At 67.9% G+C, this 25,871-nt stretch carries 26 protein-coding genes; 11 read left to right on the top strand and 15 right to left on the bottom strand.

What is annotated here, in order from left to right:
* Positions 1-3 precede the first annotated feature (3 nt).
* The 4 genes from ACOYR4_RS01780 to ACOYR4_RS01765 form a co-directional block, all read right to left on the bottom strand.
* Positions 4-654, bottom strand: a complete 651-nt coding sequence (locus tag ACOYR4_RS01780; RefSeq protein ID WP_422848449.1) for an alpha/beta hydrolase — start codon at positions 652-654, stop codon at positions 4-6.
* An 87-nt stretch (positions 655-741) separates the two neighbouring features.
* Positions 742-1,101: a (2Fe-2S) ferredoxin domain-containing protein gene (locus ACOYR4_RS01775; protein WP_015012182.1), complete on the bottom strand. Its 360-nt coding sequence runs from the start codon at positions 1,099-1,101 to the stop codon at positions 742-744.
* A gap of 98 nt (positions 1,102-1,199) precedes the next feature.
* The gene (locus tag ACOYR4_RS01770; protein WP_422848448.1) at positions 1,200-2,303 is read right to left on the bottom strand and encodes a VanZ family protein; all 1,104 of its coding nucleotides are present in this window, start codon (positions 2,301-2,303) and stop codon (positions 1,200-1,202) included.
* Between the two features lie 18 nt (positions 2,304-2,321).
* The gene (locus ACOYR4_RS01765) at positions 2,322-2,750 is read right to left on the bottom strand and encodes a CopD family protein (protein ID WP_015012180.1); all 429 of its coding nucleotides are present in this window, start codon (positions 2,748-2,750) and stop codon (positions 2,322-2,324) included.
* A 288-nt stretch (positions 2,751-3,038) separates the two neighbouring features.
* Here ACOYR4_RS01765 and hemB point away from each other — a divergent pair, with 288 nt between their 5' ends.
* Positions 3,039-4,046 carry a porphobilinogen synthase gene (hemB, locus tag ACOYR4_RS01760; protein WP_422849614.1) on the top strand — a complete coding sequence of 336 codons (1,008 nt, stop codon included), beginning with the start codon at positions 3,039-3,041 and terminating at the stop codon, positions 4,044-4,046.
* Positions 4,047-4,104: 58 nt separating this feature from the next.
* Entirely contained in the window at positions 4,105-5,349 is a 1,245-nt protein-coding gene (locus ACOYR4_RS01755; protein WP_422848447.1) for a magnesium transporter CorA family protein, read from the top strand.
* A 189-nt stretch (positions 5,350-5,538) separates the two neighbouring features.
* Here the strand turns inward: ACOYR4_RS01755 and ACOYR4_RS01750 are convergent, their stop codons facing one another.
* Together ACOYR4_RS01750 and ACOYR4_RS01745 are read right to left on the bottom strand one after the other, a co-directional pair.
* Positions 5,539-6,399 carry an amidohydrolase family protein gene (locus tag ACOYR4_RS01750; RefSeq protein WP_422848446.1) on the bottom strand — a complete coding sequence of 287 codons (861 nt, stop codon included), beginning with the start codon at positions 6,397-6,399 and terminating at the stop codon, positions 5,539-5,541.
* Between the two features lie 107 nt (positions 6,400-6,506).
* Complete coding sequence (locus tag ACOYR4_RS01745) at positions 6,507-7,196, bottom strand: dienelactone hydrolase family protein (protein ID WP_422848445.1); 690 nt, start codon at positions 7,194-7,196, stop codon at positions 6,507-6,509.
* Positions 7,197-7,334: 138 nt separating this feature from the next.
* Between ACOYR4_RS01745 and ACOYR4_RS01740 the strand changes: the two genes are divergently transcribed.
* From ACOYR4_RS01740 to creC, 4 genes are all read left to right on the top strand, one after another.
* Positions 7,335-8,081, top strand: a complete 747-nt coding sequence (locus tag ACOYR4_RS01740; RefSeq protein ID WP_422848444.1) for an SDR family oxidoreductase — start codon at positions 7,335-7,337, stop codon at positions 8,079-8,081.
* 182 nt (positions 8,082-8,263) lie between these two features.
* Positions 8,264-8,899 carry a MarC family protein gene (locus ACOYR4_RS01735; protein ID WP_422848443.1) on the top strand — a complete coding sequence of 212 codons (636 nt, stop codon included), beginning with the start codon at positions 8,264-8,266 and terminating at the stop codon, positions 8,897-8,899.
* 6 nt (positions 8,900-8,905) lie between these two features.
* Positions 8,906-9,622 carry a winged helix-turn-helix domain-containing protein gene (locus ACOYR4_RS01730; protein WP_422848442.1) on the top strand — a complete coding sequence of 239 codons (717 nt, stop codon included), beginning with the start codon at positions 8,906-8,908 and terminating at the stop codon, positions 9,620-9,622.
* Positions 9,623-9,688: 66 nt separating this feature from the next.
* Complete coding sequence (creC, locus tag ACOYR4_RS01725) at positions 9,689-11,155, top strand: two-component system sensor histidine kinase CreC (RefSeq protein ID WP_422848441.1); 1,467 nt, start codon at positions 9,689-9,691, stop codon at positions 11,153-11,155.
* Here the strand turns inward: creC and ACOYR4_RS01720 are convergent.
* A complete protein-coding gene (locus ACOYR4_RS01720) occupies positions 11,152-11,691 on the bottom strand; it encodes a hypothetical protein (protein ID WP_422848440.1) in 540 nt (179 codons plus the stop codon). The genes creC and ACOYR4_RS01720 overlap by 4 nt on opposite strands.
* A gap of 170 nt (positions 11,692-11,861) precedes the next feature.
* Here ACOYR4_RS01720 and creD point away from each other — a divergent pair, with 170 nt between their 5' ends.
* Positions 11,862-13,298 (top strand): cell envelope integrity protein CreD, encoded by a 1,437-nt coding sequence (gene creD, locus ACOYR4_RS01715; protein ID WP_422848439.1) that lies wholly within the window; start codon positions 11,862-11,864, stop codon positions 13,296-13,298.
* On the top strand, positions 13,295-13,657 hold the full coding sequence (locus tag ACOYR4_RS01710) for a hypothetical protein (RefSeq protein ID WP_343736217.1): 363 nt from the start codon (positions 13,295-13,297) through the stop codon (positions 13,655-13,657). The genes creD and ACOYR4_RS01710 overlap by 4 nt, the downstream gene beginning before the upstream one ends.
* 104 nt (positions 13,658-13,761) lie before the next feature.
* Here ACOYR4_RS01710 and ACOYR4_RS01705 read toward each other — a convergent pair whose 3' ends face one another.
* From ACOYR4_RS01705 to ACOYR4_RS01690, 4 genes are all read right to left on the bottom strand, one after another.
* Positions 13,762-14,808 (bottom strand): GGDEF domain-containing protein, encoded by a 1,047-nt coding sequence (locus ACOYR4_RS01705; protein ID WP_060985336.1) that lies wholly within the window; start codon positions 14,806-14,808, stop codon positions 13,762-13,764.
* A gap of 183 nt (positions 14,809-14,991) precedes the next feature.
* Positions 14,992-15,528 (bottom strand): hemerythrin domain-containing protein, encoded by a 537-nt coding sequence (locus ACOYR4_RS01700; RefSeq protein ID WP_209816502.1) that lies wholly within the window; start codon positions 15,526-15,528, stop codon positions 14,992-14,994.
* Between the two features lie 184 nt (positions 15,529-15,712).
* The gene (locus ACOYR4_RS01695) at positions 15,713-16,294 is read right to left on the bottom strand and encodes a hypothetical protein (RefSeq protein ID WP_060985338.1); all 582 of its coding nucleotides are present in this window, start codon (positions 16,292-16,294) and stop codon (positions 15,713-15,715) included.
* Between the two features lie 119 nt (positions 16,295-16,413).
* Positions 16,414-16,632: a CsbD family protein gene (locus ACOYR4_RS01690; protein WP_015012165.1), complete on the bottom strand. Its 219-nt coding sequence runs from the start codon at positions 16,630-16,632 to the stop codon at positions 16,414-16,416.
* Between the two features lie 370 nt (positions 16,633-17,002).
* On the opposite strand from ACOYR4_RS01690, the gene ACOYR4_RS01685 reads away from it, so the two are divergent.
* The 3 genes from ACOYR4_RS01685 (at position 17,003) to ACOYR4_RS01675 (ending at position 21,811) form a co-directional block, all read left to right on the top strand.
* On the top strand, positions 17,003-18,886 hold the full coding sequence (locus tag ACOYR4_RS01685) for a DUF1800 domain-containing protein (RefSeq protein WP_422848438.1): 1,884 nt from the start codon (positions 17,003-17,005) through the stop codon (positions 18,884-18,886).
* Between the two features lie 8 nt (positions 18,887-18,894).
* Positions 18,895-20,349: a DUF1501 domain-containing protein gene (locus tag ACOYR4_RS01680; protein ID WP_422848437.1), complete on the top strand. Its 1,455-nt coding sequence runs from the start codon at positions 18,895-18,897 to the stop codon at positions 20,347-20,349.
* A gap of 85 nt (positions 20,350-20,434) precedes the next feature.
* Positions 20,435-21,811 carry an NAD(P)/FAD-dependent oxidoreductase gene (locus tag ACOYR4_RS01675; RefSeq protein WP_422848436.1) on the top strand — a complete coding sequence of 459 codons (1,377 nt, stop codon included), beginning with the start codon at positions 20,435-20,437 and terminating at the stop codon, positions 21,809-21,811.
* A 76-nt stretch (positions 21,812-21,887) separates the two neighbouring features.
* Here ACOYR4_RS01675 and ACOYR4_RS01670 read toward each other — a convergent pair whose 3' ends face one another.
* Genes ACOYR4_RS01670 through ACOYR4_RS01655 form a run of 4 tightly spaced genes read right to left on the bottom strand, consistent with a single transcriptional unit; the run spans position 21,888 to position 25,598 of the window.
* Positions 21,888-22,577, bottom strand: coding sequence for an ABC-type transport auxiliary lipoprotein family protein (locus ACOYR4_RS01670; RefSeq protein ID WP_422848435.1), 690 nt, complete (start codon positions 22,575-22,577; stop codon positions 21,888-21,890).
* Between the two features lie 56 nt (positions 22,578-22,633).
* On the bottom strand, positions 22,634-23,602 hold the full coding sequence (locus ACOYR4_RS01665) for an MlaD family protein (RefSeq protein WP_015012160.1): 969 nt from the start codon (positions 23,600-23,602) through the stop codon (positions 22,634-22,636).
* Positions 23,602-24,477, bottom strand: a complete 876-nt coding sequence (locus ACOYR4_RS01660) for an ABC transporter ATP-binding protein (protein WP_060987698.1) — start codon at positions 24,475-24,477, stop codon at positions 23,602-23,604. Before ACOYR4_RS01660 ends, ACOYR4_RS01665 begins: the two co-directional genes overlap by 1 nt.
* Positions 24,474-25,598, bottom strand: coding sequence for an MlaE family ABC transporter permease (locus ACOYR4_RS01655; RefSeq protein ID WP_422848434.1), 1,125 nt, complete (start codon positions 25,596-25,598; stop codon positions 24,474-24,476). The genes ACOYR4_RS01660 and ACOYR4_RS01655 overlap by 4 nt, the downstream gene beginning before the upstream one ends.
* Positions 25,599-25,871 lie beyond the last annotated feature (273 nt).

Below are 25,871 nucleotides of genomic sequence, written 5' to 3'. Positions count from 1 at the left end.
CCCTCAGGCGCCCGATTGCAGGTGGCGGACCACCAGGTTCTTCAGAAGCGGCAATTGTCCGTGAAAGAAATGACCGCCTGCGGGGACAACTGTGACAGGCAGTATTTGGGGCCGGGCCCAGTCCATCACAGCCGACAGTGGCACGGTGTCGTCCTGCTCGCCGTGCACGACCAGCGTGTGCAGGTGGGCGTCGGGCGGCACCGGGGCCACCGTGAAGCGGCTGGCGGCCGTGCCGACCAGCACGGCCTTTTCCACGCGCTGCGTGGGCCAGAGGGCCTCCAGGGCGTGGCTGGTGACAAACGCCCCGAAAGAAAACCCCGCCAGCGCCAGGGGTTGGCCCACAGCGGCGGGAGCCACCTGCTCCACCACGGCCAGCAGGTCCTGCAACTCGCCCCGGCCCTCGTCGTACACGCCAGCCGTGGCGCCCACGCCGCGGAAGTTGAAGCGCACCGCCGTCCAGCCACACTGCACAAACGCGCGCGCCAGGGTCTGCACCACCTTGTTGTCCATGGTGCCGCCAAACAGCGGATGGGGGTGGGCAATGATGGCGATGCCACGGGGCGCCGCGCCATCGGCCAGGGTGGCGCTGTCGCGCACGGCCTCGATGGCGCCTGCGGGGCCGGACAGGGTCAGGCGTTCGGTCTGGGCATTCACGGATTTGCTACTCAATCAATAGCAGCAGGGGCATGATCCACTATCGCCTGCTGCCAAAATCGTTCCAAGACAGGGATGGAGCCGCGCTCAGCGGCCAAGTTCCGCTGGCGTGACCAGGCGTTCCACCACCTGGCCGTTCTTGAGGTGCGATTCGACGATTTCGTCGATGTCCGCCGCGTCCACATAGGTGTACCAGGTGCCTTCGGGGTAGACCACGGCCACGGGGCCTCCCGCGCAGCGGTCCAGGCAACCGGCCTTGTTCACACGCACCTTGCCGGCACCCGCCAGCCCGGCGGCCTTGACCTGGGCCTTGCAGCGGTCAAAACCCGCCTGTGCGTTGTGGTGCGCGCAGCTGTCTTCCCCGTTGGTGCGCTCGTTGAGGCAGAAGAAGATGTGGCGCTGGTAGTAACCGGGCGCTGCGGCCGGTGCGGAAGGGGTGTCGCTCATCCCCGCATTTTAAGGACACCCACCTTCCAGACCGGGCGGAGCGCAGCCCCAAACCCCTGCGTGGCCGCATAGAACGCCGGAGGCGATTGCCCGGTGAATCAGACTCCAGCGTCGCGCCGCGACACCCGAAACACCACGTACAGCAGCGTAACATAGGGCCACAACCAGCCCAGCCACTGGCCCAGGCCATAAAAGCGGATGAACCGGCCCTGCTCCCAGATCTGCAGGGTCTGGGCAAAGTAGGCGCTGGTGGGCGCCTGGTTCAGCAGCGCCAGGTGCCAGGTCAGCGCCAGCAGCAGCACGGCAGCGCAGGCCCGGCGCGGCAGGGCCAGCATCAACAGGGCCAGCCCCAGCGCTGCCCACACGCCCACGCGCACAGGCAGGTCCATCCACTCCCAGGCGTGCACGGGGCCCCAACTGAGTGCGGCCGACAGTGCGGTCAGCACGATGCCCACCCCCACCACCGCCAGCGCAAACAGGGCGCGCCGCCCCATCTGGCGGATCACGCAATACCCCAGCAGGCAGGGAATCAGCAACCCCAGGGTGACGCAGAGCAGCTCGCCGCTGGGCGACAGCGGGTCCAACTCGGTCTCGCGCAGGGGCAGCCATTCCAGGAACGGCGTATCGGCCAGCAGGTCGATGAGTGCGGCCTCCAGCCGCTCCAGCACCTGGCCCAGGCCAAAAGGTACCGCCGCCGGAAACAGCAGCGCCAGCGGCCACAGCGCCAGCAGCACCATGCCGCCCGACGCGTCGGACACGAACCAGCGCGCCCTGAAGTCGCTCCAGCGGTCCAGCGCGCCCAGCCGCTCCAGCAGTGCGGCACTCAGCGCACCGGCCAGCGTGCCCAGCGCGTTGAGCACTAGGTCCAGGTTGGAAGGCACGCGCCGGGGCAGGTAGATCTGCAGAAACTCCATGCACAGCGACAGCAGCGTGCCCCCCAGCGTGGCCAGCGCCACCGCCCACAGCACATGCCGCCAGCCCGAGCGCAACAGGCCCAGCACCAGCAGGAAGCCCAGGGGCGCGTAGCCCACGATGTTGGTCACCACGTCAAACCCCGTCCAGTAAGGCGGGGGGATCCGTGCAAACAAAAAGACCAGGGGGTCGATGCCCTGTTCGCGCCACCCGTCAAACGGGAACAGGCTGGCAAAAACGATCAGCGCCGTGTACGTCAGCGCGAGCGGCCAGGCAGAGGTTTTGTGCATGCGCCCTCTGCGTCTCCGTCAGAAGGGTTTGACCACCACCAGCACCACGGCCACCAGCAGCAGCAGCACCGGCGCTTCGTTGAACCAGCGGAACCACACATGGCTGCGGCGGCTGGTGCCGTCGGCCAGCTTGCGCAGCAGCACGCTGCACGCGTGGTGGTAGCCGATGACCAGCACCACCACGGCCAGCTTGGCATGCATCCAGCCATTGCCCGGGCCCCGGCCGATGCCGTAGCCCAGCCACAGCCACAGCCCCAGCGCAATGGCGGGCACAGCCAGCAGGGTGGTAAAGCGCATCAGCTTGCGCGCCATGAGCAGCAGGCGGTCGCGCTCGGCGGCCGAGCCGGGCGCCACCATCGCCAGGTTGACGAAGATGCGCGGCAAATAGAACAGGCCCGCAAACCAGCTGGCCACGAAAACGATGTGAAAGGCTTTGACCCAGAGCATGGGGGCAGTTTACGGGCCTACGCCACTCTGACGGGACAACCCCAAAAAAAAGCCCGGCAGATCCGCCGGGCCGGGAAAGCCTGTGCCGCATCGCTGCAGCCCAGGTCCCGCTCAGGGAGGAAAAGCGGGGGGCGGCAAGCCGCCCGGCCCCAATCTAGCACTGGGCCTGGGCGGTTACAAGCGGCTTTTCCACAGCGCGCCCGAAGCGCCAACCACCGCCGCCCGTCCTCCTGCCACCGGGGCGCGAGCCGGTGCACAGCGCCACAGGGAGGGATTCATAATCCGATGATGCACCTCCAAAGCCCTGCCCCCTTCCCCCAGAACCGCCCCCGCCGCCTGCGCCGCGATGCCTTCACCCGCCGCCTGGTGCGCGAGAACGTGGTCACCGCCGACGACCTGATCTACCCCGTGTTTGTGCACGAGGGCACCGACCGCAGCGAGGCCGTGACCTCCATGCCCGGCGTGGACCGCCTGAGCCTGGACCTGCTGCTGCCCGTGGCCGAAGACTGCGTGAAGCTGGGCATCCCGGTGCTGGCGCTGTTCCCGGCAATTGACCCGTCGCTCAAGACGCCCGACGGCAAGGAAGCCCTGAACCCCAACGGCCTGATCCCGCGCGTGGTGCGGGCACTCAAGAAAGAATTTCCCGACCTGGGCGTGATGACCGATGTGGCGCTGGACCCCTACACCAGCCACGGCCAGGACGGCGTGCTGGACGAGACCGGCTACATCATCAACGACGAGACGGTGGAAATCCTCACCGGTCAGGCGCTCACGCATGCCGAGGCGGGCGTGGACATCGTCGCGCCCAGCGACATGATGGATGGCCGCATCGGCGCCATCCGCGAGGCGCTGGAGGTGCAGGGCCACATCCACACCCGCATCATGGCCTACAGCGCCAAATACGCCAGCGCCTTCTACGGCCCGTTCCGCGACGCTGTGGGCACGCGCGGCGCTTTAGGCAAGGCCGACAAGAACGTGTACCAGATGGACCCCGGCAACAGCGACGAGGCCCTGCGCGAGGTGGCCATCGACATCGCCGAAGGCGCCGACATGGTGATGGTGAAACCCGGCATGCCCTACCTCGATATCGTGCGCCGCGTGAAGGACGAGTTCAAGGTGCCCACCTTCGCCTACCAGGTGAGCGGCGAGTACGCCATGATCAAAGCCGCCGCCGCCAACGGCTGGCTGGACCACGATGCCGTGATGATGGAAAGCCTGCTGGCCTTCAAGCGCGCTGGCGCCGACGGTGTGCTGACCTACTTTGCGCGCGACGTGGCACGCAAGCTACAAAAATAATAGCTGCCAGCTTATATTCCACTAACGCCACGGGCGCTTTTGACTGAAAACGGTGTCCATGCGCATCTTTCACATCCACAGCAGCGGCGTGCAGGAGCTGACCGCCCTGCCCGCCCAGATGCCGGCGCAGGGCTTTCTATGGGTGGCCTGCGCCCGCCCGGCCTTCCAGGCGCGGCTGGCCGAGATCCAGGGCCGCCTGCAGGCGCTGATCGGGCTGCAGCTGGTGGACCTGCATGTGTCCGACCTGCTCAACGCGCAGCTGCCCTCGCACTACGACTACACCTCGCAGTACGACCTGCTGGTGTTCCGCCGCCTGGCCACGGTGCAGGGCGATGCTGCGCCGCCCGAGCAGCTGGTGACGGCCGCACCCGCCGCACCGGCCGTGGCTACTGAGCCCGACAACCCCCACGCCCCCGCCAAGCGCAGCGGCCCGCCCGTGCTGCGGCGCATCGACACCAGCCCCGTGGGGTTTGCGGTGTTCGACCAGCTGCTGCTGACCGTGCACCCCACCGACTGCGCGGTACGCGATGCCTACGCGACGCGGCTGCTGGCGGCCACCCCGGCCAATGGCAACGGAAATAGCAATGGCACCAACGCCACCGCCAGCCATGCTGCCGCCCACGGCAATGCCCACGCGGGCCCCGGCATGGGCGAAGGCCGCAGCAGCCCCATCTCGGGCGCACGCCTGCCCACCAGCCCGGCCGACCTGATGCTGCGCGTGGTCAACCAGATGGTGGACGGCTACCTGGACCTGCGCCGCGAGCTCACCCGCCAGCTGGACCACTGGCAGACCGAGCTGCTCAAGCCCCGCGCGCGGTACGTGAACTGGACCTCGCTGCTCGAAGCGCGCCTGTCGCTGCACATGCTCGACGAGATCTGCGAAGACCAGCGCACCGCCGTGCAGGACTGGATCGACGCGCTGGAAACCTGGGCCCTGCCCGACACCCCCACCGGCCTGCGCGAGCTGGACCTGCTCAAGGTGCGCAGCCGCGACGTGCTGGAGCACATTGAGCGCGTGGTGCACCACGTGCGGCGCCTGGAGCAGAGCACCGAAACTGCCGTGCAGATGCACTTCTCGGTGCAGAGCAACCGCACCAACGACATCATGCGCACCCTCACGGCGCTCACAGCCGTGTTTTTGCCGCTGAACCTGATCGCGGGCATTTTCGGAATGAACTTCGAGTTCATCCCGCTGGTGCACAAGGCCGATGGGTTCTGGTGGGCCATGGGGTCGATGGTGTTCATCGCGGTGGCCCTGGTGCTGCTGTTCTGGCGCAAGCGGTATCTGGCGAGGACGCGGTGACATCCCCCTGAGGCGCTAAGCGCCTTCCCCCTTCTCTCGACTCGCTGGCGCGATTCGGGAAGGGGGACACCGCCAGTGCGGCGGGGCGGCCCTTGCACGGCGGTCGCCGGTAGGGGCTGCGCCGGGTTCAACGGCTGCCAGCTAGAAGGCAGCCAGGGCACAAGCCTCCATACCCCAGCGATGGCCCACTCACGGCCGGGCCACCCCAAACAGCCCCGCCGCGTTGTCCCACGCCACCTTGCGCGCCACATCGGCGGGCAGGCCGCCCAGCCACTGGCGGTAGCCCTGCATCAGGCTTTCGTAGTGCTGCCAGCGCTGGTTGACCCAGGTGTCCGAGCCGATCACAAAGCGTGTGGGGTACTTGAGCAGCAGCGCGCGCCAGGCGGGGCACAGCTGGTTGTCGTCGCACACCAGGCCGGGGCGGTACGAGAGTTCGCCCACCAGGCCGGGGTAGCGGGCCATCAGGGCGTCCACCCGCTCCACCGGCGCGCCGCCAATGCCGGTGTGGGCCCAGATCAGCCGGGCCTTCTGGCCCTTGGACGGGGTGTTGGCCATCAGCAGGTCGATGGCGGTGTCGTCCACATGGGCCAGCACCACCAGGTCCCGCTGCTCGGCCAGGGCCATGAGCTTTTTGGCCACGGGGCCGTTGGCGTTGGCGCTGTCGTACAGGTGGAATTCGCCCAGGCCCCGGTAGGGGCCGGCGGGCGTGCCCCGGGCCAGTTCGGTCTGCACCATGTCGTAGATGGTGTCGTCGGCAAACCAGCCGGTGTAGTCGGCGCGGTTGCGGTACAGCCGCACAAACGGCACCACCGTCACGCCGGCCTCGCGGGTCTGCGGCAGGCCCGCCAGCGTGAGCGACCCGGCATTGGGCCGCGAGTTGGCCACGATGGCGCGCACGCCGCTGGCCTTCATGCGCGCCAGCACGTCGGCAGGTGGGTGCGGGCCTGCTTTGCCGTCCCAGGCTTCCTCGTTGTAGTGCAGGTGGGCGTCGAACAGGGGGCCGGTGTAGTCGGCCGCATGGACACTAGCGCACAACGCTATCAAACCCATAGCTGCCAGCGCATGACGGACTAGCGCTTGGGGCCAAAAACGCCTGAAATCCGCCATGATCACCCCCGTTGGTCGTTCGCTATCGTGTCGCGGTCACTGGGGCGGTCTCAGCCCAGGTGCTTGGCAAAAAAGGCCAGGGTGCGCTCGCGGGCCGTGTTGGCGGCGGCCTCATCGTAGCTGCCGCGCTGGTCGCAGTTGAAGCCGTGGTCGGCGGCGTACACATGCACTTCGACCTCCGGGTGGGCCTTGCCAAAGGCCTGCACGCTGTCGAGCGGAATCCAGTGGTCACGCTCGCCAAAGTGGGCCAGCACCGGCACCTTGGGGGTGCGGGCCACTTCTTCCGGCGTGGTCACGCCACCGCCGTAGTACGGCACGGCGGCCGACAGGCCCTGCAGCAGGCAGGCTGAGCGCCAGGTCAGCAGGCCGCCCCAGCAGTAGCCCACGATGCCCACCTTGCCGCCGCTTTGCTGCGCGGCGTAGTCGATGGCGGCCTGGATGTCGGGCAGCACGCCCGGGGCAGGCAGGGCCTCGACCGCGGCCTTCAGGCCCATGCCGGCCTGCATGTCGTCACCGGTGTAGCCCAGCTCCACCCCCTGCTGGACGCGGTGGAAGGTGGAGGGCGCCACGGCCAGGTAGCCGCTGGCGGCGTAGCGGTCGGCCACTGAACGGATGTGCGAGTTCACGCCAAAAATCTCTTGCAGCACCACCACGGCGCCACGGGGGGTGCCTTCGGGCTTGGCGACCCAGGCGGGGGCCACAAAACCGTCACTCGATGTCAGATCAACAAACTGTCCCATGCTGAATGCTCCTTTGCTTTGGTAAATATGGCGCGTGAATGGGCCGCAATAGGGCCGCAATATCGGCCAGGACGCTGCGCGGCGCAGCGGGGCGCAGAACCTGTTCCAATGCGCCATTCTTGCAGGAGACCCCACCCCATGGAGAAGATCGCACTAATCACCGGCGCCAGCCGGGGCATTGGCGCCGCCACCGCACGGCTGGCCGCAAAACATGGCTGGGCCGTGGCCGTCAACTACCTCGCCAACGAGGCCGCCGCGCAGAGCGTGGTCGATGCCATCCGGGCAGACGGCGGCACCGCCATCACCGTGCAGGCCGATGTGGCGAACGAGGACGACATCCTGGCCATGTTCCAGGCGGTGGACACGCAGCTGGGCCGCATCAGCGCCCTGGTCAACAACGCCGGGGTGGTGGACGTGACCGCCCGGGTGGACGAAATGAGCACCGAGCGCCTGCGCCGCATGTTCGACACCAACGTGATCGGCAGCATCGTCTGCGCCCGCGAAGCCGTGTGGCGCATGAGCACGCGCCACGGCGGCAGCGGCGGTGCCATCGTCAATGTGTCCAGCGCCGCCTCGCGCCTGGGCTCGGCCCATCAGTATGTGGACTACGCGGCGGCCAAGGGCGCCATCGACACCTTCACCATCGGCCTGGCGCGCGAGGTGGCGGCCGAGGGCATCCGTGTGAACGCCGTGCGTCCGGGCCTGATCGAGACCGACATCCACGCCAGCGGCGGCCTGCCCGACCGCGTGCGCGACCTCTCGCACCAGGTGCCCATGCAGCGCGGCGGCACGGCCGACGAGGTGGCCGAGGCCATCGTCTGGCTGATGTCGCCCGCAGCGAGCTACACCACAGCCACCTTGATGGATGTGTCGGGCGGGCGCTAGGGGCACAAAAGGCCCAGCCCCACCCCGTAGCAGGCACGCTGCAGCGCAGCATGCCTGAGTGCCAAACGGCGCAGAAAACACCGCATACTCGCCCACAGCCCGGGCTGCGCCACACTCATCTGCCGTTGACCTGAGCCCCCCCCGAAGAACCACCCTGCCCACTTGCCCTTGGGAGCGCCCTGATGGACCTCAAACCCCTGATCACCCTGCTGGCCATCGTGAACCCGCTGGCCATCGTGCCGTTCTTCATCCACTACACGCAGGGCTTCTCGTACCCGCAACGGCGCCGCACCATCCAGGTGGCCAGCTTCAGCGTGTTCTGCGTGATTGCGGCCTGCGCGCTGCTGGGCCTGCAGATCCTCGACTTCTTCAACATCTCGCTGCAGAGCTTCCAGGTGGGCGGCGGCATGCTGCTGCTCATCAGCGCGATGAACATGCTCAACGCCCAGCCCGCCGAGGCCAAGCCCAGCACCAACGAGTTTGAAGAAGGCGCCGAAAAGGCCGCCGCCGGCAGCAGCATTGCCGTGGTGCCGCTCACCATCCCGCTGCTCACCGGCCCGGCCAGCATGTCCACCGTGGTGATTTATGCCGACCGCGCGCAGACCTTCTGGCAGCACGCCGCGCTGGTGGGCTACGGCGTGGTCATCGCGCTGGCCACGGCCGTGTGTTTTGCGCTGGCCGACCCCATTGCGCGCGTGCTGGGCAAGACCGGCATCAACGTGATGACCCGGCTCATGGGCCTGATCCTGGCCGCGCTGGCCGTGGAGGTGATGGCGGACGGGCTGGGCAAGATTTTCCCCATCCTCGTCGCGCGCTGACCGCCCATGTCTGCCCGCCTGCTGCTGCTCGAAGACGACCCCGCCATCGCCCGCACCGTGGCCTACGCGCTGGAGCGCGATGGCCTGACCGTCACTCACAGTCTGCTGGTGCATGACGCGCGCCAGCAGCTGCAGCGCACCCGTTTTGACCTGCTGGTGCTGGACGTGGGCCTGCCCGACGGCAGCGGTCTGGACCTGCTGCGCGATGTCCGCCATGCGCCGCCCACCGCCGCCCTGCCCGTGCTGATGCTCAGCGCCCACGGTGAAGAGATCGACCGCGTGCTGGGCCTGGAGCTGGGCGCGGACGACTACCTGACCAAACCCTTCAGCCCGCGCGAACTGGCCGCCCGCGTGAAGGCGCTGCTGCGCCGCGCGGGCCACGGCCACGGCCACGGCAATGGCAACGGCCACCCGGCAGCGCCCGCCGCCACGGCCGCCGCGCTGTTCCACGACGACGAGACGGGTCAGCGCATCAGCCTGCGTGGCCAGCCCCTGTCACTGACCCGGCGCGAGTACCGCCTGCTGTCCCACCTGCTGCGCGGCGCGGGCCGCATCCATTCGCGCGACGCCCTGCTGGCCGCCGCCTGGGGCGACGACAGCGAAAGCACCGACCGCACGGTGGACACCCACATCAAGACCCTGCGCGCCAAGCTGCGCGAGGTGGACCCGGCGCGCGAGTACATCAGCACCCACCGGGGCATGGGTTACTGCCTGGACATCTGAAGCCCAATTGGCTGCTGGCGCCCATCTGAAAAGCGCTGGCAGCTATTGTTTTTGAAGCAACGCACCATGCGCCTCGGCATCCGCCTGCTGTTCGCCTTCTTCCTCATCAACGGCATCGCCGCGTTCTTTGTGCTGCGCGTGTTCATGGCCGAGATCAAGCCCAGCGTGCGCGAGGTGATGGAAGACATGATGGTGGACACCGCCAACATCCTGGCCGAGCTGGCCAGCGAGGACCTGGCCGCCGGGCGGCTGGCGGCAGAGGCCAACAACAGCAGCGCCAGCCCGTTTGCGCAGCATGTGCGGCGCTACGCCACGCGCCCCATCGACGCGGCGATCTGGGGGTTTTCCAAGCAGTCGCTCGACTACCGCATCTACGTGACCGACACCACGGGTCGCGTGCTGTTCGACTCGGAAAACCGCGCCGTGGGCGCCGACTACTCGCGCTGGCGCGATGTGGCGCGCACGCTGCGCGGCGAGTACGGCGCACGCTCCACCCGCGATGTGGAGGACGACGACACCAGCGGCGTGATGCATGTGGCCGCGCCCATCTACGTGAATAGCCAGATCGCGGGCGTGCTGACCGTGGCCAAGCCCACGCGCACGGTGCAGCGCTTCATCGACCGGGCCGAGCGCAAGGTGTTCATGGGCGGGCTGTTGCTACTGGCGCTGTCGGCCGCTGTGGGCGTGGCGGTGACGCTGTGGATGGTGTGGAACGTGCGCCGCCTGCGCGACTACGCGCTGAGCGTGCAGGGCCCTGCCGATGGCGAGCGCCACGACCCGAACCTGCCACCTCCCACGGCACTGGCCGTGCCCGAGGTGCCCGGCGAGCTGGGTGACCTGGCCCGCGCCATGGACCGCATGCGCGCGCGGCTGGAGGGGCGCGACTACATCGAGGGTTATGTGCGCGCGCTCACGCACGAACTCAAAAGCCCCGTGGCCGCCATCCGGGGCGCGGGCGAGCTGCTGCACGACGAGCTGCCCGCCGCCGACCGCGCCGAATTTGCGACCCAGGTGGTGCAGCAGAGCGAGCGCCTGCAGCGCATCATCGACCGGCTGCTGGAGCTGTCCAAGCTGGAACAGCGCCAGCACGCCGAAGGCCGCGCGCCCGTGGCGCTGCATGACTGCGCCGAGGCCGCCATTGCCCAGACCCGCGCCCGCGCGGGGCAGCGCGGCATCACGTTGGCACTGGAAGGGCACGGCACCAGCGGCCCGTGGGAGGCCGAACTGGTGACGCTGGCGCTGACCAACCTGCTGGACAACGCGATCGACTTTGCGCCCGCCGGCAGCACGGTGCGGGTGGAACTGGACGGCGCCACGGTGGCCGTGCAGGACAGCGGCCCCGGCGTGCCCGACTACGCGCTGCCGCGCCTGGGCGAGCGCTTTTTCACCACCGCACGGCCGGGCGGCGAGCGCAGCGGATCGGGTCTGGGGCTGGCGATTGTGCAGCGCGTGATGGCGCTGCATGGCGGGCAGATGGTGGCACGCAACACGGCGCCGGGACTGCGGGTGGCGCTGGAGTTCCGCAGAGCCTAGACGGCGCAGGTCGGGAGGCGGGGCTGGGCCTGGAGAAATTCGACCAGATCGCCCACCGTGGTCACTTCGCCGAACAAAGGGTTGGCCGATGTGTCGGCCAGGCTGCGGCGGGCCCGCTGTGCCATGTCTGCGACCAGGTCATCCAGGTCGTCAGCGTCCAGACGCAGGTCGCTCTGCAGGTTGTCGGTCAATCTCAAAGGCACGGCAACTGCGGCAGACAGGCTGCGCTGAAGTTCCTCGTACACCGCGCGCACCACCCAGGTGTCCACCCGTCGGCAGTCGATGGAGCGGGCAAACTGGCAGATCGACTCCCCCGCCCGGCTTTGCGCCATGCGGGCCAGGCGCAAGGCCTCGCGCCGGCTCAGGACGGCCACCAGACTGCCGAGCGCCAGGAGCGAGCCGCCCACCGCCACGGGGTGCGTCCAGAACACGGCCATGAAGGCCACCGCCATCACGGCCAGAAAGCACCGCGCCGGCCAGCGCAAGGGCGGGCGGACAGCCACCGGGGGCATGAAGCGGGACGCTGTTTTTCGCATGGCACTCCCCAGGTGGATGACACAGGCGGTCGATTCTGCCAGTGCCCCACTTCGCACTTCATCGCCCTAACTTCACACCGCCTCCACTTCACACTGGCCTCACAAACTTCATAGCGCCCTCACAGCGCGCCACAACACTGCCCCCACAACAGTCACTTGTGGAGGATCTTTTGTTCAAACACCCCTTGTTCACCAAGCTGGCGGCGCTGACCGCCATCACCGTGTTGCTGCTCTTTGGCCTGGGCCTGATCGAAGACGTGGTGCGCGACCGGCTGCGCTACCGCAGCATCACCGCGCAAAGCGTGGCCGAGAGCCTGGCCGGGCCGCAGACGCTGATGGGCCCCATGATCCACAGCGCCTGCGTGGAAAGCTGGGATGAAGAAGTCGGCAAGGGCGACGAGCGCCGCATGGTCGAAAAGCGCCGCGAGTTCATCCTGACCGCTATGCCCGAACAGCTCAAGCTCACCACCGGCGCCGCGATGGAAGAACGCGCACGCGGCCTGCACAAGGTGAACACCTACAACCTCAAGGCCAACGTGACGGCGCAATGGGGTTCGCTGGCCAGCCTGCTGCCGCAGAGCAGCATGAAGAATTCGCGCATGCACTGCGGCGCGCCCATCGTGATGATGGCCGTGGGCGATGCACGCGGCATCCGCACCGCGCAGTTCACCATGGGCAGCCAGGCGCTGGCGCTCAAGCCCGGCACCTTCCACCCCATCTACAGCCGGGGCCTGCATGCGGTGCTGCCCGAATCCGTGCGTGGCAAGGCCGACGGCCTCACGGCCACGCTGGACCTGGAGCTGGTAGGCACCGAGCGCCTGGCCATCGTACCGCTGGGCGGCAACACCGAGGTCCTGATGACCAGCAGCTGGCCCCACCCGTCGTTTGCCGGGCGCTTTCTGCCATCGGAGCGCGAGGTCAAGAAGACCGGCTTTTCGGCCCAGTGGCGCCTGTCGTCGCTGGCCACCACGGCGCAGGCCGATATTGCGAATGGCAAGCGCATCTGCCTGGGCGCAGATGAGGGCAGCGACTATGCACACAGCGGGGCCACGCCGGGCGACTGCGCCGACAGCTTCAGCGTGGCCTTCATCGACCCGGTGAACCCCTATTCCCTCTCGGACCGCGCCACCAAGTACGGCGTGCTGTTCATCGCCCTCACCTTCGTGGCCGTGGGCCTGTTCGAGCTGATGAAAAAGCTGCGCGTGCACCCGGTGCAGTACCTGCTGGTGGGCAGCGCGCTGTGCAGCTTCTTCCTGCTGCTGGTGAGTCTGTCGGAGCACCTGCCGTTTGGCATTTCGTACGCGGTGGCGGCCAGCGCGTGTGTGCTGCTGCTGGCCTATTACGCCAGCCACATGCTGGGCGGGCTCACGCGCGGGATTCCGCTGGGTGCGGGCATTGCGCTGCTGTATGGCCTGCTGTACGTGCTGCTGCAGCTGGAGCAGACGGCGCTGGTGGTGGGGGCGATTGCACTCTTCCTGGTGCTGGCGGCGGTGATGGTGCTGACGCGCAAGGTGAACTGGTACGGGCTGTCGCAAGGCGGCACGCCCCCGCGCCCCACCATGCCACCGGTGCAGCGCCCTGCAGCGCCCCGCACGGAGGCCGCATGAACGCCACCGCCACCCACACCACGCGCTGGGCCCAGTACCTGGCGCAGGCCCAGGCCCTGACGCCGCCCGCCAGCAGCGGCCCCGCAAGGGGCACCGCGCTGACTGCCGCCGAAGCCGACCGCGTGCAGCGCCACCGCGACCAGTTGATGGCGGCCCTGCGGTCGCAGGACCGGCAGGCCTTGCACTGTGCCAAGCAGCAGGTGCTGGACGCCGCCTTTTGCCCCCGCCGCCCCGAGGCGGACCTCGCCCACGGAGGGTCTATGACCGGCGCCGCAGATTCGCCCGCCCTGCGCCGGGCGCTGCGCGACCTGGCGTGGCGCACAGCGGCCTTGCTGTTGCCGCGCCGCCCGGAGTGCTGAAGGTGTGCCAGGGGGCCTTGCGCAGGTCCTTGGGCACAATTTTTAATAGAAATGGCCAGTAGCGCTAGTGCAATATGCGCCAGCAGCTATCAAAAGCAGAGCATCTATACCACCACGGTGCGGCTACGCCCCTCGCGTTTGGCGGTGTAGAGCGCAGAGTCGAGCAGGCGCAGGGTGATGTCCAGCGGCCGCAGCGGGTCGAACAGCGTGAGCCCCATGCTGACCGACAGCACCAGCGCCGGCTCGATACCGGGCAGCGGGTGGGCGGCCAGCGCCGCATGCACACGCTCGGCCACCACCTGCGCCTGGTCGAGTCCGGTAGCGGGCAACAGGGCCAGGAACTCCTCGCCCCCCCAGCGCCCCAGCACGTCGGCAGCACGGAAGACATCGCGGCACAGGGTGGCAAACAGCTGCAGGGCCTGGTCGCCCACATGGTGGCCGTACACGTCGTTCACGCGCTTGAAGTGGTCCAGGTCCATCATCAGCAGGCAGGCCGGCTCGTGGCCCCGCTGCAGCAGCGCCCATTCCTGGCGCAGGCGGTCGGTGAACGAGCGGCGGTTGGCCAGGCCGGTCAGCACATCGGTGTGGGCCAGCACGTCCATCTGGTGGCGGGCCGCCTCCAGCTCCACCAGCATCTGGCCCTGGCGGTCGTTGGCGCGCTTGAGCTCCAGCAGCCGGATCACCTGGCGCGCCAGGGCACTGAGCAGGTCCTGCACCTTGGCAGACAGCTCGCGCGGCCGGTGGTCTAGCACGCACAGCGTGCCCAGCACAAAACCGTCCGGCGTGACCAGGGGCGCCCCGGCATAAAAGCGCAGCGGGTTCTTTTGGGTGACGATGGCGTAGTGCGCAAAACGCGGGTCTTGCGCCAGGTCGGGCACGATGAAGACGCCGGACTGCCGGATGGCGTAGCGGCACACGGACTCGTTCAGCGGGGTCTCCCGCAGTGCAAACCCGCGCGCGGCCTTGAACCACTGGCGCTGGTTGTCCAGCAGGCTGATCAGGGCCACGGGGGCTTCGCAGATGTAACCCGCCAGGTCGGCCAGCTCGTCGTAAGCGGGCTCCATGGGGGTGTCAAGAATGCCGTAGCGCTGCAGGGCTTGCAGGCGGTCGGTGTCGTCGCAGGGGTCGTCAGAAGGGGTGGTGTCGGCCATGACGCGAAGCGGCCGCGCCGCCCCCATTTGCCTTGAAATGGGACAGCATGCCATACAAGCCGCACAGCTGCATGGGTGTTAGCCCGATTGCCCCATGACTTCGTCAGGCGGAACGCTTAACTTGATGCTCTGGTGCAGCGTTCGGTGTGCCCGCTGCAGCGGGCAGTCCGTCAATCTATGGAGTCAGGCTGCCAAGGCAGGTGCGGCATCACGCTGGGAAGCGGGCTCGTCGGCACCGGGCGCGCCGGAGTCTGAGCAGGTGGCGCCACCGCATCCGTGGATCAATGCCTCGGGCAGCGCTGTGGGAGCGTGCACCACGCCCGTGGCGGGGTCAAAGCCCACGCGGCGCAGGTGCAGGGCCAGCGAGGCATCCATGCTCTGCGCGTGCTGCGGAAACCACAGCGCCAGCTCGCTGGCCATCACGCGCAGCACCTTCAGGTCGCCCTGCTCGGCGCGGGCCGTGCCTTCCCGCATCACCTGCAGCACCACCTTGTGCTGCATGCTGTGGCAGTTGCCCGAGGCAAAGCGGGTGGATGCCATCCAGTCGTCTTCCTGGCCAAAATGCTGCTCTGTGTGCTCCACCAGCGTGCGCCAGCGGGGCAGCAGTTCCGCGTCGCTGGCCTGGTCCACGGCGGCCAGCAGATCGACAAACTCCCGGTGGGTGTCATCCATCAGGGGCAGGTCGAGGTTCAGTGCATCAGACCATTCGAGGTGGGCCATGGGACTCCTTGGGCAGGCGGCAGATCAAACGAAGCTGCGAGCTTAGAAGCCCCGGACCTGCCGGGTGTTGATGCAGATCATGGCATCCCCATACGCAGCCAGGCCCTGCACCGCGCGCAGCGGGCAGGGCCTGGTACAGCCTGGTAGGGCAAGGTATCAGGTCAGGCGCTCAACGCCCGGCCGATCAGCTCTGGCCGTACATGCGCTTGGCGTCGTCCACACACTTGGACTTGAGGTCGCCGCTCATGGCGTCGCAGCGCTCCTTGGCGGCCTTGTAGTTGGCTTCGTTCTTCTCGGCGGTGGCATCCTTGCGGGCCTCGGCCACGTTGGCAGCCTTCTCGGCGGCCGTGTCTGCAGGCTTGGCCTGGGCGGCGGCCACCTTGGCGTTTTCCTTGGCCTTCACGTGTTCGGCCTTGGCATCCTTCACGCACACGTCCTTGGCATTGCCGGTCAGGTCGTCGCACTTTTCCTTGGCGACGGCGTAAGCGGCATCGGCGCGGGCTTCAGCCACCTTCTGGCTGGCCTTGGCGCTGGGCTTGTACTGGGCTTCAAGTTCCGCCTTGGCCACGTCTTCCGCGCCCTTGGCTTCCTTCACGCAGATGTCCTTGGCGTTGGCCTTGAGGGCATCGCACTTTTGCTTGTTCATCTTGTAGTCTGCCGAGATGCTTTCCTTGGCGGCCTTGTGTTCCGCAGGGGTCATGGCAAAAGCGGTGGTCGCCATCAGACCGGCGGCGCAGGCGGCGATCAGGGTGCGTTGGAATGTCATGGTTTTCTCCTCGATGAAATTGAATGCAATGGGTGTGAATCTTGGGGGGCGGTGCGCCAGGGGTGGCCTGGCGGGGGGCGGGGCGAAGGCCCCGCAGCGCGGTCACGCTGTTTGCGCTATCAGTCGTTGAAGCGGAAGTCAGGGTGGCGGTCTTGCCATTCCTTGAGCTGCTTTTCAGCCGCGTCGCGGGCGATGCCCTGGCGCTCTTGCAGCTTGCCCAGGAACTGTTCGCGCTTGCCGTCGATGACATCGAAGTCGTCGTTCGTGAGCTTGCCCCACTGTTCGATCATCTTGCCCTTGAACTGCTTCCAGTTGCCCTTGATGGTGTCTTCATTCATGGTGTGACTCCTTGTGCGAATTTCGCTTCAGCCATCCACTCGAAGTGCGTGGAACCTTTGCGTGATGCGATGGAGTTCACTGTAAAAATGATCTGGCGCCGACGCCGTAGTCCGCGCCACGCAGCACGCGTCAGCACAGGACTACGGGCGTGACGGACATCGCCGATGCAGTGGCTCTGGCCCTCTGGCGAAGGCCCAACGCCGCCCCTGCAAGGTACAAAGTGTTGCAATGGCCCATCATTCAGACCCTGGGTGTGGCAGGCATTGCAGAGGCGTGTTTCGCTTGGTAACACTTGTGTTTCCAGGCGGGCGCGGCGTGTGATTTAGTCACGGCTGTGCTGCCAGCGGCAGACTTTTGACCACGACCACCATGACACATCCATACGAGGAGACTCTGACAACTGCGGTTGCAGAGGCACCTGAGGGCCAGCCCCTTCCCAACGAATCAACAGCCGCCAGCAGCCGGGCCCATGCGCCCCTGCTGACGGCGCTGTTCGCGTCCACTGCCTTGGCCGCCTGTGGCGGCGGCGGGGGCGACAGCACCCCAGGTACGGGCGCACCCGGCACGCCAGGCACACCCGCACCCACCACCCCTTCTCTGGGCAACTACGCACACCCTTCAGCCACGTCGGACAACGAGGCCGCCCGCTTTCTGCTGCAGGCCCAGTTCTCGGCATCGACCGCCGAAATCGCCGCCCTGCGCGCCACTACCTATGCAGACTGGCTGGAGAGCCAGTTCAATGCGGGCCCCAGCCAGGGCGGCTGGGACTGGCTGAACCAGCGCGGCTACGCAGACATCAGCAACGACACGGCCTACTACGACAACTCCTACCCCGCCGACTACATGATCTGGTACCAGCTCATGAAGTCGCCGGACGGACTGCGCAAACGGGTGGCGCTGGCGCTGTCCGAGATCTGCGTGGTCTCGCTCAGCGGCGTGGACATCACCTGGCGCTGCCACGCCATGGCCTGGTACTGGGACCAGCTGGTGAACAACGCTTTCGGCAACTACCGCTCCGTGCTGGAGAACGTGACGCTGAACGCGGCCATGGGTTACTACCTCAACACCCGTGGCAACCAGAAGGAAAACCCCGCCACGGGCCGTCAGCCCGACGAAAACTATGCCCGCGAGGTCATGCAGCTCATGTCCATCGGGCTGGTCGAACTGAACATCGACGGGACTCCCAAGAAGGACGGCGCAGGCAAGCCCATTGACAGCTACACCATGAACGACGTGACCAATCTGGCACGCGTGTTCACAGGCTACGACTACGACCAGACGCAGAACGTGCCCACCACCGTGCCAGGCACCACGCGGGTGGTCTCCAACACCACCTTTGCGCGGCTGCCCATGGCACTCAATGCCTCGCGCCACTCCACGCTGGCGGCGACATTCCTCGGAACGACGATCCCCGCCAACACGCCCGGCGCCGCAGCCCTCAAGACTGCGCTGGACACCTTGTTCAACCACCCCAACGTGGGTCCGTTCATCGGCAAGCAGCTCATCCAGCGGCTGGTCACCAGCAACCCGTCTCCCGCCTACGTGGCGCGCGTGGCGGCTGCCTTCAACAACAACGGCGTCGGCGTGCGGGGTGACCTGCGCGCTGTGGTCAAGGCCATCTTGCTGGACGACGAGGCACGCTCGCCCGCAGGCCTCACCCAGTCCGGCTTTGGCAAGCTGCGCGAGCCCATGCTGCGCTTTGTGCAGTGGGGCCGCACCTTCGGCATCAACTCGGCACAGGGCAGCTGGAAGATCGGCGACCTGAGCGACCCCGGCTCGCGCCTGGGCCAGAGCCCGCTGCGTTCGCCCTCGGTGTTCAACTTCTTCCGCCCGGGCTACATTCCGCCATCCACCGCATTGGCCGCCGCAGGCGCCGTGGCCCCCGAGTTCCAGCTGGTCAACGAAAGCAGCGTGGGGGGCTACCTCAACTACATGCAGGGCGTGATCCGCAACGGCATCTACGTGAACGCCCCCGAGCTGCCCAACAACGCCAGCACCTCCAACAACGGCTACGACATCAAGGCCAGCTACACCAACGAGCTGGCCATCGTGACCGATGCCGATGCGCTGGTCGCCCGTATCAACCTGCTGATGTGCGCGGGCCAGCTGTCTGCCGCCACCGTCAAGCTCATTGCGGATGCACTGAAGGCGACGCCTGTCACCAACGCCAGCACCGACTCCGTCAAGCTCGACCGCGTGGCGGCAGCCGTTTTCCTGGTCATGGCTTCGGCCGAATACCTCGTTCAAAAGTAAGCCCTGCCATGCACCTGCTTCAACCCGAACTCCACACCCGCCGCGCGTTCCTGCGCCGCTCCACCCAGCTAGGCCTGGCGGGCACGGCCCTGCCCTTTGCCCTCAACCTGGCCGCCATGGGCGAGGCGGCGGCCTTCAATGCCACCGACTACAAGGCGCTGGTCTGCGTGTTCCTGTACGGCGGCAACGACTACGCCAACACCGTGGTCACCTACGATGATGACAGCTACAACCGCTACAACACCGTCCGGGGCGGTGGCGCAGGCCAGACGGCCGGCGGGATCGCGCTGGCCAAGGCAGCCCTCACCCCCACGCTGCTGACGCCCACCACGCCGCTGCCGGGCGGCCGCCAGTACGCGCTGCACCCGGCCATGACAGGGCTGGCCGGCCTGTTCAACAGCGGCAAGGCGGCCGTGCAGCTCAACGTGGGCCCGCTGGTGGTGCCACTGACCCGCGCGCAGTACAACAGTGCCGACCGCGCCACCTACCCAGTGCCGCCCAAGCTGTTCTCGCACAACGACCAACAGTCGGTATGGCAGTCGTCATCGCCGGAGGGCTCCACCGTGGGCTGGGGCGGCAACATCGGTGACCTGGCGCTGTCGTCCAATGGCAACTCGCTGTTCACCTGCATCTCCGTCACGGGCAATGCGGTGTTCCTGTCGGGCGACTCGGCGCTGCAGTACCAAGTCAGCACCAACGGGGCCGTGGCCATCAACGGGGTGAAGAACCGGGTCTACGGCTCATCGGCCGTGCAAAGCGCGCTGACGTCGCTCATCCAGCAACCGCGCACGCAAACGCTGGAGAACGAATACAACCGCGTAACCACCCGCGCCGTGACGGCCGAAAGCCAGATCACCAACGGCCTCGCGGCCGTGACGCTGTCCACCACCTTCCCCAACAACAACTCGCTGGCCAACCAGCTCAAGATGGTGGCCCGCCTGATTGGCGCGCGCACCAGCCTGGGCAGCAAACGCCAGGTGTTCCTGGTGTCGCTGGGCGGCTTTGACCTGCACGACAACCTGATCTCGCAACAGCCGGTGCTGATGCAGCGCGTGAGCGAGGCCATGACCGCGTTCTACAACGCCACGGTGGAGTTGGGCGTGGCCGACAAGGTCACGGCGTTCACCGCGTCGGACTTTGGCCGCACGCTCAGCTCCAACGGCGATGGCTCAGACCACGGCTGGGGCAGCCACCACCTGGTGGTCGGCGGTGCGGTGAAAGGCAAGGCCTTCTACGGCAGCGCGCCGCCAGTCAGCATCACCAACACGGCCGCCCCCGAAGACCAGTGGCATGTGGGCCAGGGCCGCCTGCTGCCGTCCACCTCGGTAGACCAGTACGCGGCCACCCTGGCCAAATGGTTCGGCGTGGCCGACAACGAAATGGCGGGTGTGCTGCCCAACATCACGCACTTTGGCGCAGCGGCGGGTCGGCCGGACTACCCGGTGGACCTGGGGTTCCTGTAACGCATTGAGCCCCCGCAGCCTGGGGCCGCAGGTCAGGCCCCGGTCACGAGGCCGGGCCACCACCCGGCTCCTCAATAATGGCAGCATGACGACTCCCTCTGCCCCCTCGCTTCGCCCGCGCGTGGTCATCATCGGTTGCGGGTTCGGCGGCCTCGAAGCCGCCCGCGCCCTGCGGGGCGCGGCGGTGGATGTGACCCTGGTGGACAAGACCAACCACCACCTCTTCCAGCCCCTGCTCTACCAGGTGGCCACGGCCGGACTCTCGGCCCCGGCCATTGCGGCGCCCATCCGGCATCTGTTCCGCCAGCAGCGCAACGTGACCACTTTGCTGGGCGAGGTCACCCGCATCGACGTGGGCCAGCGCACCGTGCACCTGGCAGACGGCGCCACGCTGCCGTACGACCACCTCATCGTGGCCGCCGGTGCCACTCACAGCTACTTTGGCCGCGACGACTGGGCGGCCTATGCGCCCGGCCTCAAGACGCTGGACGACGCGTTCGAGATCCGCCGCCGCGTGCTGCTGGCGTTCGAGGCGGCCGAGAAAGAGCCCGACCCCGCTCGCCGCGCAGACTGGCTCAACTTTGTGGTCGTGGGCGCAGGCCCCACCGGCGTGGAAATGGCCGGCACGCTGGCAGAGATTGCGCGCCACACGCTGCCCGGCGAGTTCCGCCACATCGACCCCGCCAGCGCGAAGATCATCCTGCTCGAAGGCGGTGCGCGCGTGCTGCAGGCCATGCCCGAGACCCTGAGCCAGCGCGCCAAGGAGCAACTGGAGAAGCTGGGCGTGGACGTGCGCCTGGGCGCGCGCGTCACCGCCATCGACAGTGATGGATTGAAGGTCGAATCGCCCGCAAGCGGTACTACATCATGCGCAAATAGCTATCAAATAGATAGCAAATGCATTGTGTGGGCAGCGGGCGTGGCAGCATCACCCCTGGGCCGCCACCTGGCAGACACCACCGGCGCCAGCACCGACCGCGCGGGCCGCGTGGTGGTGGAGCCCGACCTGACGCTGCCGGGCCACCCCGAGATCAGCGTGATCGGCGACCTGGCAGCCGCCAAGAGCCACGCCCCCGGTCACGAGCCCACGCCCGTGCCCGGCGTGTCGCCCGGCGCCAAGCAGATGGGCCGCGCCACCGCAGCCAACATCCTTCGCCGACTGGCGGGCCAGCCCACGCAGCCGTTTCGCTACCGCGACTACGGCAACCTGGCCACCATCGGCCGCAACTCTGCCGTGGTGGACCTCACCTCGCCCGCCGGGCCAGTGCGGTTCTCAGGCTACTTTGCGTGGCTGTTCTGGCTGTTTGCGCACGTGTACTTCCTGATCGGCTTTCGCAACCGACTGGTGGTGCTGCTGGACTGGGCCTGGGCGTACTGGAGCTTTGCGCGCTACGCGCGGGTGGTGACAGGCATTGAACGCCATGAGGCCACGCCCCCATCCCCTTCCCCGCCCGGCTCCTGACGGCCAGCCGCGCTGCTTGGCGCCACGGCCAATGCCGGAGCCCGTTGGCACGGGCGGTCCACAAAGACCTGGGGCGTTACTGCCCCACCTGCTCCACCCAGGCCGCCAGCTCCCCCGCCAGTTGGCTTGATGCCGCTGCCAGCGCGGCCACACCGCCCGCCGCATCGGCCGACTTGGCGGGCTGCTGCACGATGAACACGCGCTGGCCACGCAGGGATTCGCCCGACGGGGTCAGCTCGACCACCGTGGCGCGCAGGCGCACCACGCCCGCGCTGTCGCTGGGGCTGGTGAACAGGTGGCTGAACTCCTCCAGCTCGGTGCGCAGCACCAAGGGCAGCTTGTTGCCCTGGGCCGGTTCGCGGGCCTGGGCGGCGCCGTCGTCGGCCTTGAGCACGGCGCGGCGCAGGCCCAGTTGTTCGCGCAGGCGCTGCTGCAGGAGTTGCGCGGGCGGCTGGCTCCAGCGGGCCTGGCTGTAGGGGCGCAGCTGCTGGGCGTCGGCATAGGCCAGGCGGTACAGCACGGCGTTGCCGCCCTCGGGCAGACCGGGGGCATCCATGTCGGCCAGCGCCAGAGGCGCCAGGGGCGCGCGCCGGTCGGTGGGCACGGTGGCCAGGGGGCCGGGCCCAAAGTCATACAGCACGGGCCGGATGGGGGCGGCCGGCAGGGCCGAGCAGCCCGTGAGTACCAGCAGTGCGGCCAACCCACAGCCCCACAGGGCGGTAGCGCTAGATGTATATGCCTTGGCTGCTATTTTTTTGATAGTCATCACATTCATTCCTCACAAGGCCCACGCTGCCCATGCGGCGCGGTCGGAGACACCCATCATCGGCCACCACCAAAACCGGGCTCACCCGGCCCGGGCGGGATGCGGCCCGAGCCGTAGATGAAAAGCTGCGGGTTATCGCTGATGCCCCCCGCCGCGCGGCCCATCTGGCGGGCGGCGCGGGCCGTGTCGTCGGCGGCGCGGTTCACCCGGGGCAGGGTCGCGGTGCTGAACTGGTCCGCCGCGCGCGCCAGGGACTGGGTGCCAGCGGTTATCTGGTCGATGGCGCCGCCCTCGGCGTTGAGCCGCTGGTTGGTCTTGCCCAGGTCCACCGCCAGGGCGGACACGCTGGCGCCCGCCTGCTGCAGCGACTGCAGCGTCTGGCGCGCGTCGCTGGCCAGGGGCGGCAGCGCGGCCAGGGCCGGGTCCAGGCGCTGGGACACGGTGGCATCCAGCCGCTGGGTCAGGGTGTTGACGCTGCCTGCGGCCTGGCCGATGTTGGACAGCGCCTCGGTGAGCTTTTGCTGGTTGCCGTCGCCCAGCAGCTGGTTGATGCGACGCGTGGCCTCTTCGACCTGACCCAGAATGGCCGGCGCCTGCTCGGCCAGCTTGCCAAACGGCGAGGGCTTGAGCGGCAGGCGTGGCAGGCCGCTGGGGCCGGGGGGCAGCTCGGGGTAGGGCTGCTCGGCGTCGTCCAGCAGCACGTGGGCCAGGCCGGTGACGCCCTGGTAGCCCAGCACGGCAAAGGTGGTGGGGCTGATGGGCGCCTGCTCGTTGACGGCGATGCGGATCAGCACGTTGCCGTTGACCTGCGGATCAAAGCCGATGCGCGTGACCTTGCCCACGGCCACGCCCTTGTAGCGCACGGCGGCCTGGGGCTGCAGGCCACTCACGCCATCGCGGGTGGAGAGTTCGTACTGCTCGTAGTTGGCGTTGTCGCGCGTGAGCCAGACGGCCAGGCCCGCCAGCATGGCGGCGACCACCAGCACAAAGATGCCTGCGGCGAGGGCGTGGGATTTGTTTTCCATCAGGGGTGTTCCTTGTGGGGCGCGGGCGGGGTGGCGACCTGCGCCGGAGCCTGCTGCACAGAAGGCACGGGCGCCATGGCCCGCTGGCCACGTTCGCCCATGAAGAAGTGCTCGATGAACGGGTGCGAAAAGTGCGCCACCTCGTGCGGCGGGCCGGTGACGATGACCTTTTTATCGGCCAGCACGGCCACGCGGGTGCTGAGTGCGAACAGCGTATCCAGATCGTGCGTGACCATGATGACCGTCAGCCCCAGCGCTGCGCGCAGCTCGCGCAGCAGCGCGCAAAAATCGTCGGAGCTGCTCGGGTCCAGGCCTGCCGTGGGTTCGTCGAGCAGCAACAGCGGCGGGTCCATGATGAGCGCACGGGCCAGCGCCACGCGCTTGACCATGCCACCCGACAGGTCCGCCGGCATGCGCGTGGCGTGCTCGGGCTTCAGCCCCACCATCTGCAGCTTGACCAGCGCTGCGTCGCGCACCAGCTCGGGCGGCAGCGTGCCCTGCTCGCGCAGCGCAAAGGCCACGTTGTCGAGCACGTTGAAGGCCGAAAACAGCGCGCCGTGCTGGAACAGCATGCCCACCCGGCTGGCCGCGCCCTCGCGCCCCATCTCGGACGCAGGCCGGCCCAGCACCGTGACTTGCCCGCGCGTGGGCCGGGCCAGTCCCAGGATCTGTCGCAGCAGCACCGTCTTGCCCGTGCCCGAGCCCCCCACCAGCGACAGCATCTCGCCGCGCTGCACGGTGAAGTTCAGGTCCTGGTGCACGGTAAAGGTTTCATCGCCCTTGCCAAACTGCGTCCAGAGGCCTTGCACGTCCACGATGGGCGGCTCGCCGGGCGCGACGGCGATGTGTTCGGGCTTGGCGATGCGCTCAGTCATATCCCAATGTTCTTGAAAGCGACCGCAAACAGCGCGTCCACGATGATCACCATGGTGATGGACGACACCACCGACGCCGTCGTGCCCTCGCCCAGGCTCTGGGTGTTGGGCTTGACGCGAAGGCCCCAGTGGCAGCCGATGAGCGCAATGAACGCGCCAAACACCACCGACTTGGCCATGGCCAGGCCCAGGTTGCCGATCTTCACCGCAGCAGGCAGTGCCTGCACAAAGTACGACGGCGAGATGTCCATGGAGATGTCGGCCGCCAGCATGCCGCCCGCCAGGGCCGCCAGCGTGGTCCACACGCTGATGAGCGGCATGGCCAGCGCCAAGGCCAGCGTGCGCGGCATCACGAGGCGGAACCCGTGCGGGATGCCCATGACACGCATGGCGTCCAGCTCTTCGGTCACCCGCATCACACCGATCTGCGCGGTGATGGACGAGCCCGAGCGGCCCGCCACCAGGATGGCCGCCAGCATCGGCCCCAGCTCGCGGATCAGCGAGATGCCCAGGATGTTGACGATGAACGACTCAGCACCAAACTGCCGCAGCTGCAGGCTCATCAGGTAGGCCAGCACCACCCCGATGAGGAAGCCCACCAGCGCCGTGATGGGCAGCGCCGTGGCGCCCATGCGGTACAGGTGGCCGGACACATCGCGCCACGGCCCCTTGCGCGGCGCACGCACCAGGCGGCCCAGGTCCAGCACCAGCTGGCCCACCATCTCCAGCAGGTGGCGGGCGTGGTCCACGCCATGCAGCACCAGCACGCCCAGGTGGTCGATCTGTTCGTCCAGGCGCCAGGGCTCGGGCGGCGGTGCCACGCAGGTGAACTGGGCCACGCGCGTGAGCATGGTGCGCTGGCTGTCCGTGCAGGCCAGCTGGGCGGGCCAGGCGTGCTGCCAGTGGTTCCACAGCAGCTGCGCGCCCACATGGTCCAGCCACTGCAGCTCCCGCAGGTCCCAGCCCAGGGTGGGTGCGGGCGGTGCGCCCCGCAGCTGGTCTGACACGGCCTGCCACTGCTTCGCATTGCCCAGCTCGGCCGCGCCCCAGCGCCCACGCAGCTGCGCGCACGGCCCTTGGGGCGTATCGGCGCGAACGATGTGGGGGGCGTGGTCGGTCATGGGTCAGGCCACCAGGGCAGCCGCAGGGGTAGGGTCGTCAAGAAGCAGCAAGGAAGAGCGTGCATGGTAGCGGAGCGAATCCTGCACGCGCTGTCGGACACCAGCCTGTCAAGCACAGACAGGCGGCGAAGCATGTAATTATTATCAAATCGACGCCAAGCGCAATATTTACAAGCACCAGCAGCTACTAAAAATGTAGCAATAGGCACACACCCTATCGACAGGGCCTGCCCCATCCGCACAATGGCCCACCGTTACCACCCTTGATCGGCA

Source organism: Acidovorax sp. M14 (assembly GCF_049331375.1).
GTDB lineage: Bacteria > Pseudomonadota > Gammaproteobacteria > Burkholderiales > Burkholderiaceae_C > Acidovorax.
The sequence above is the reverse complement of the archived record's forward strand: the minus strand, read 5'-3'. Positions and strand labels throughout refer to the sequence as shown.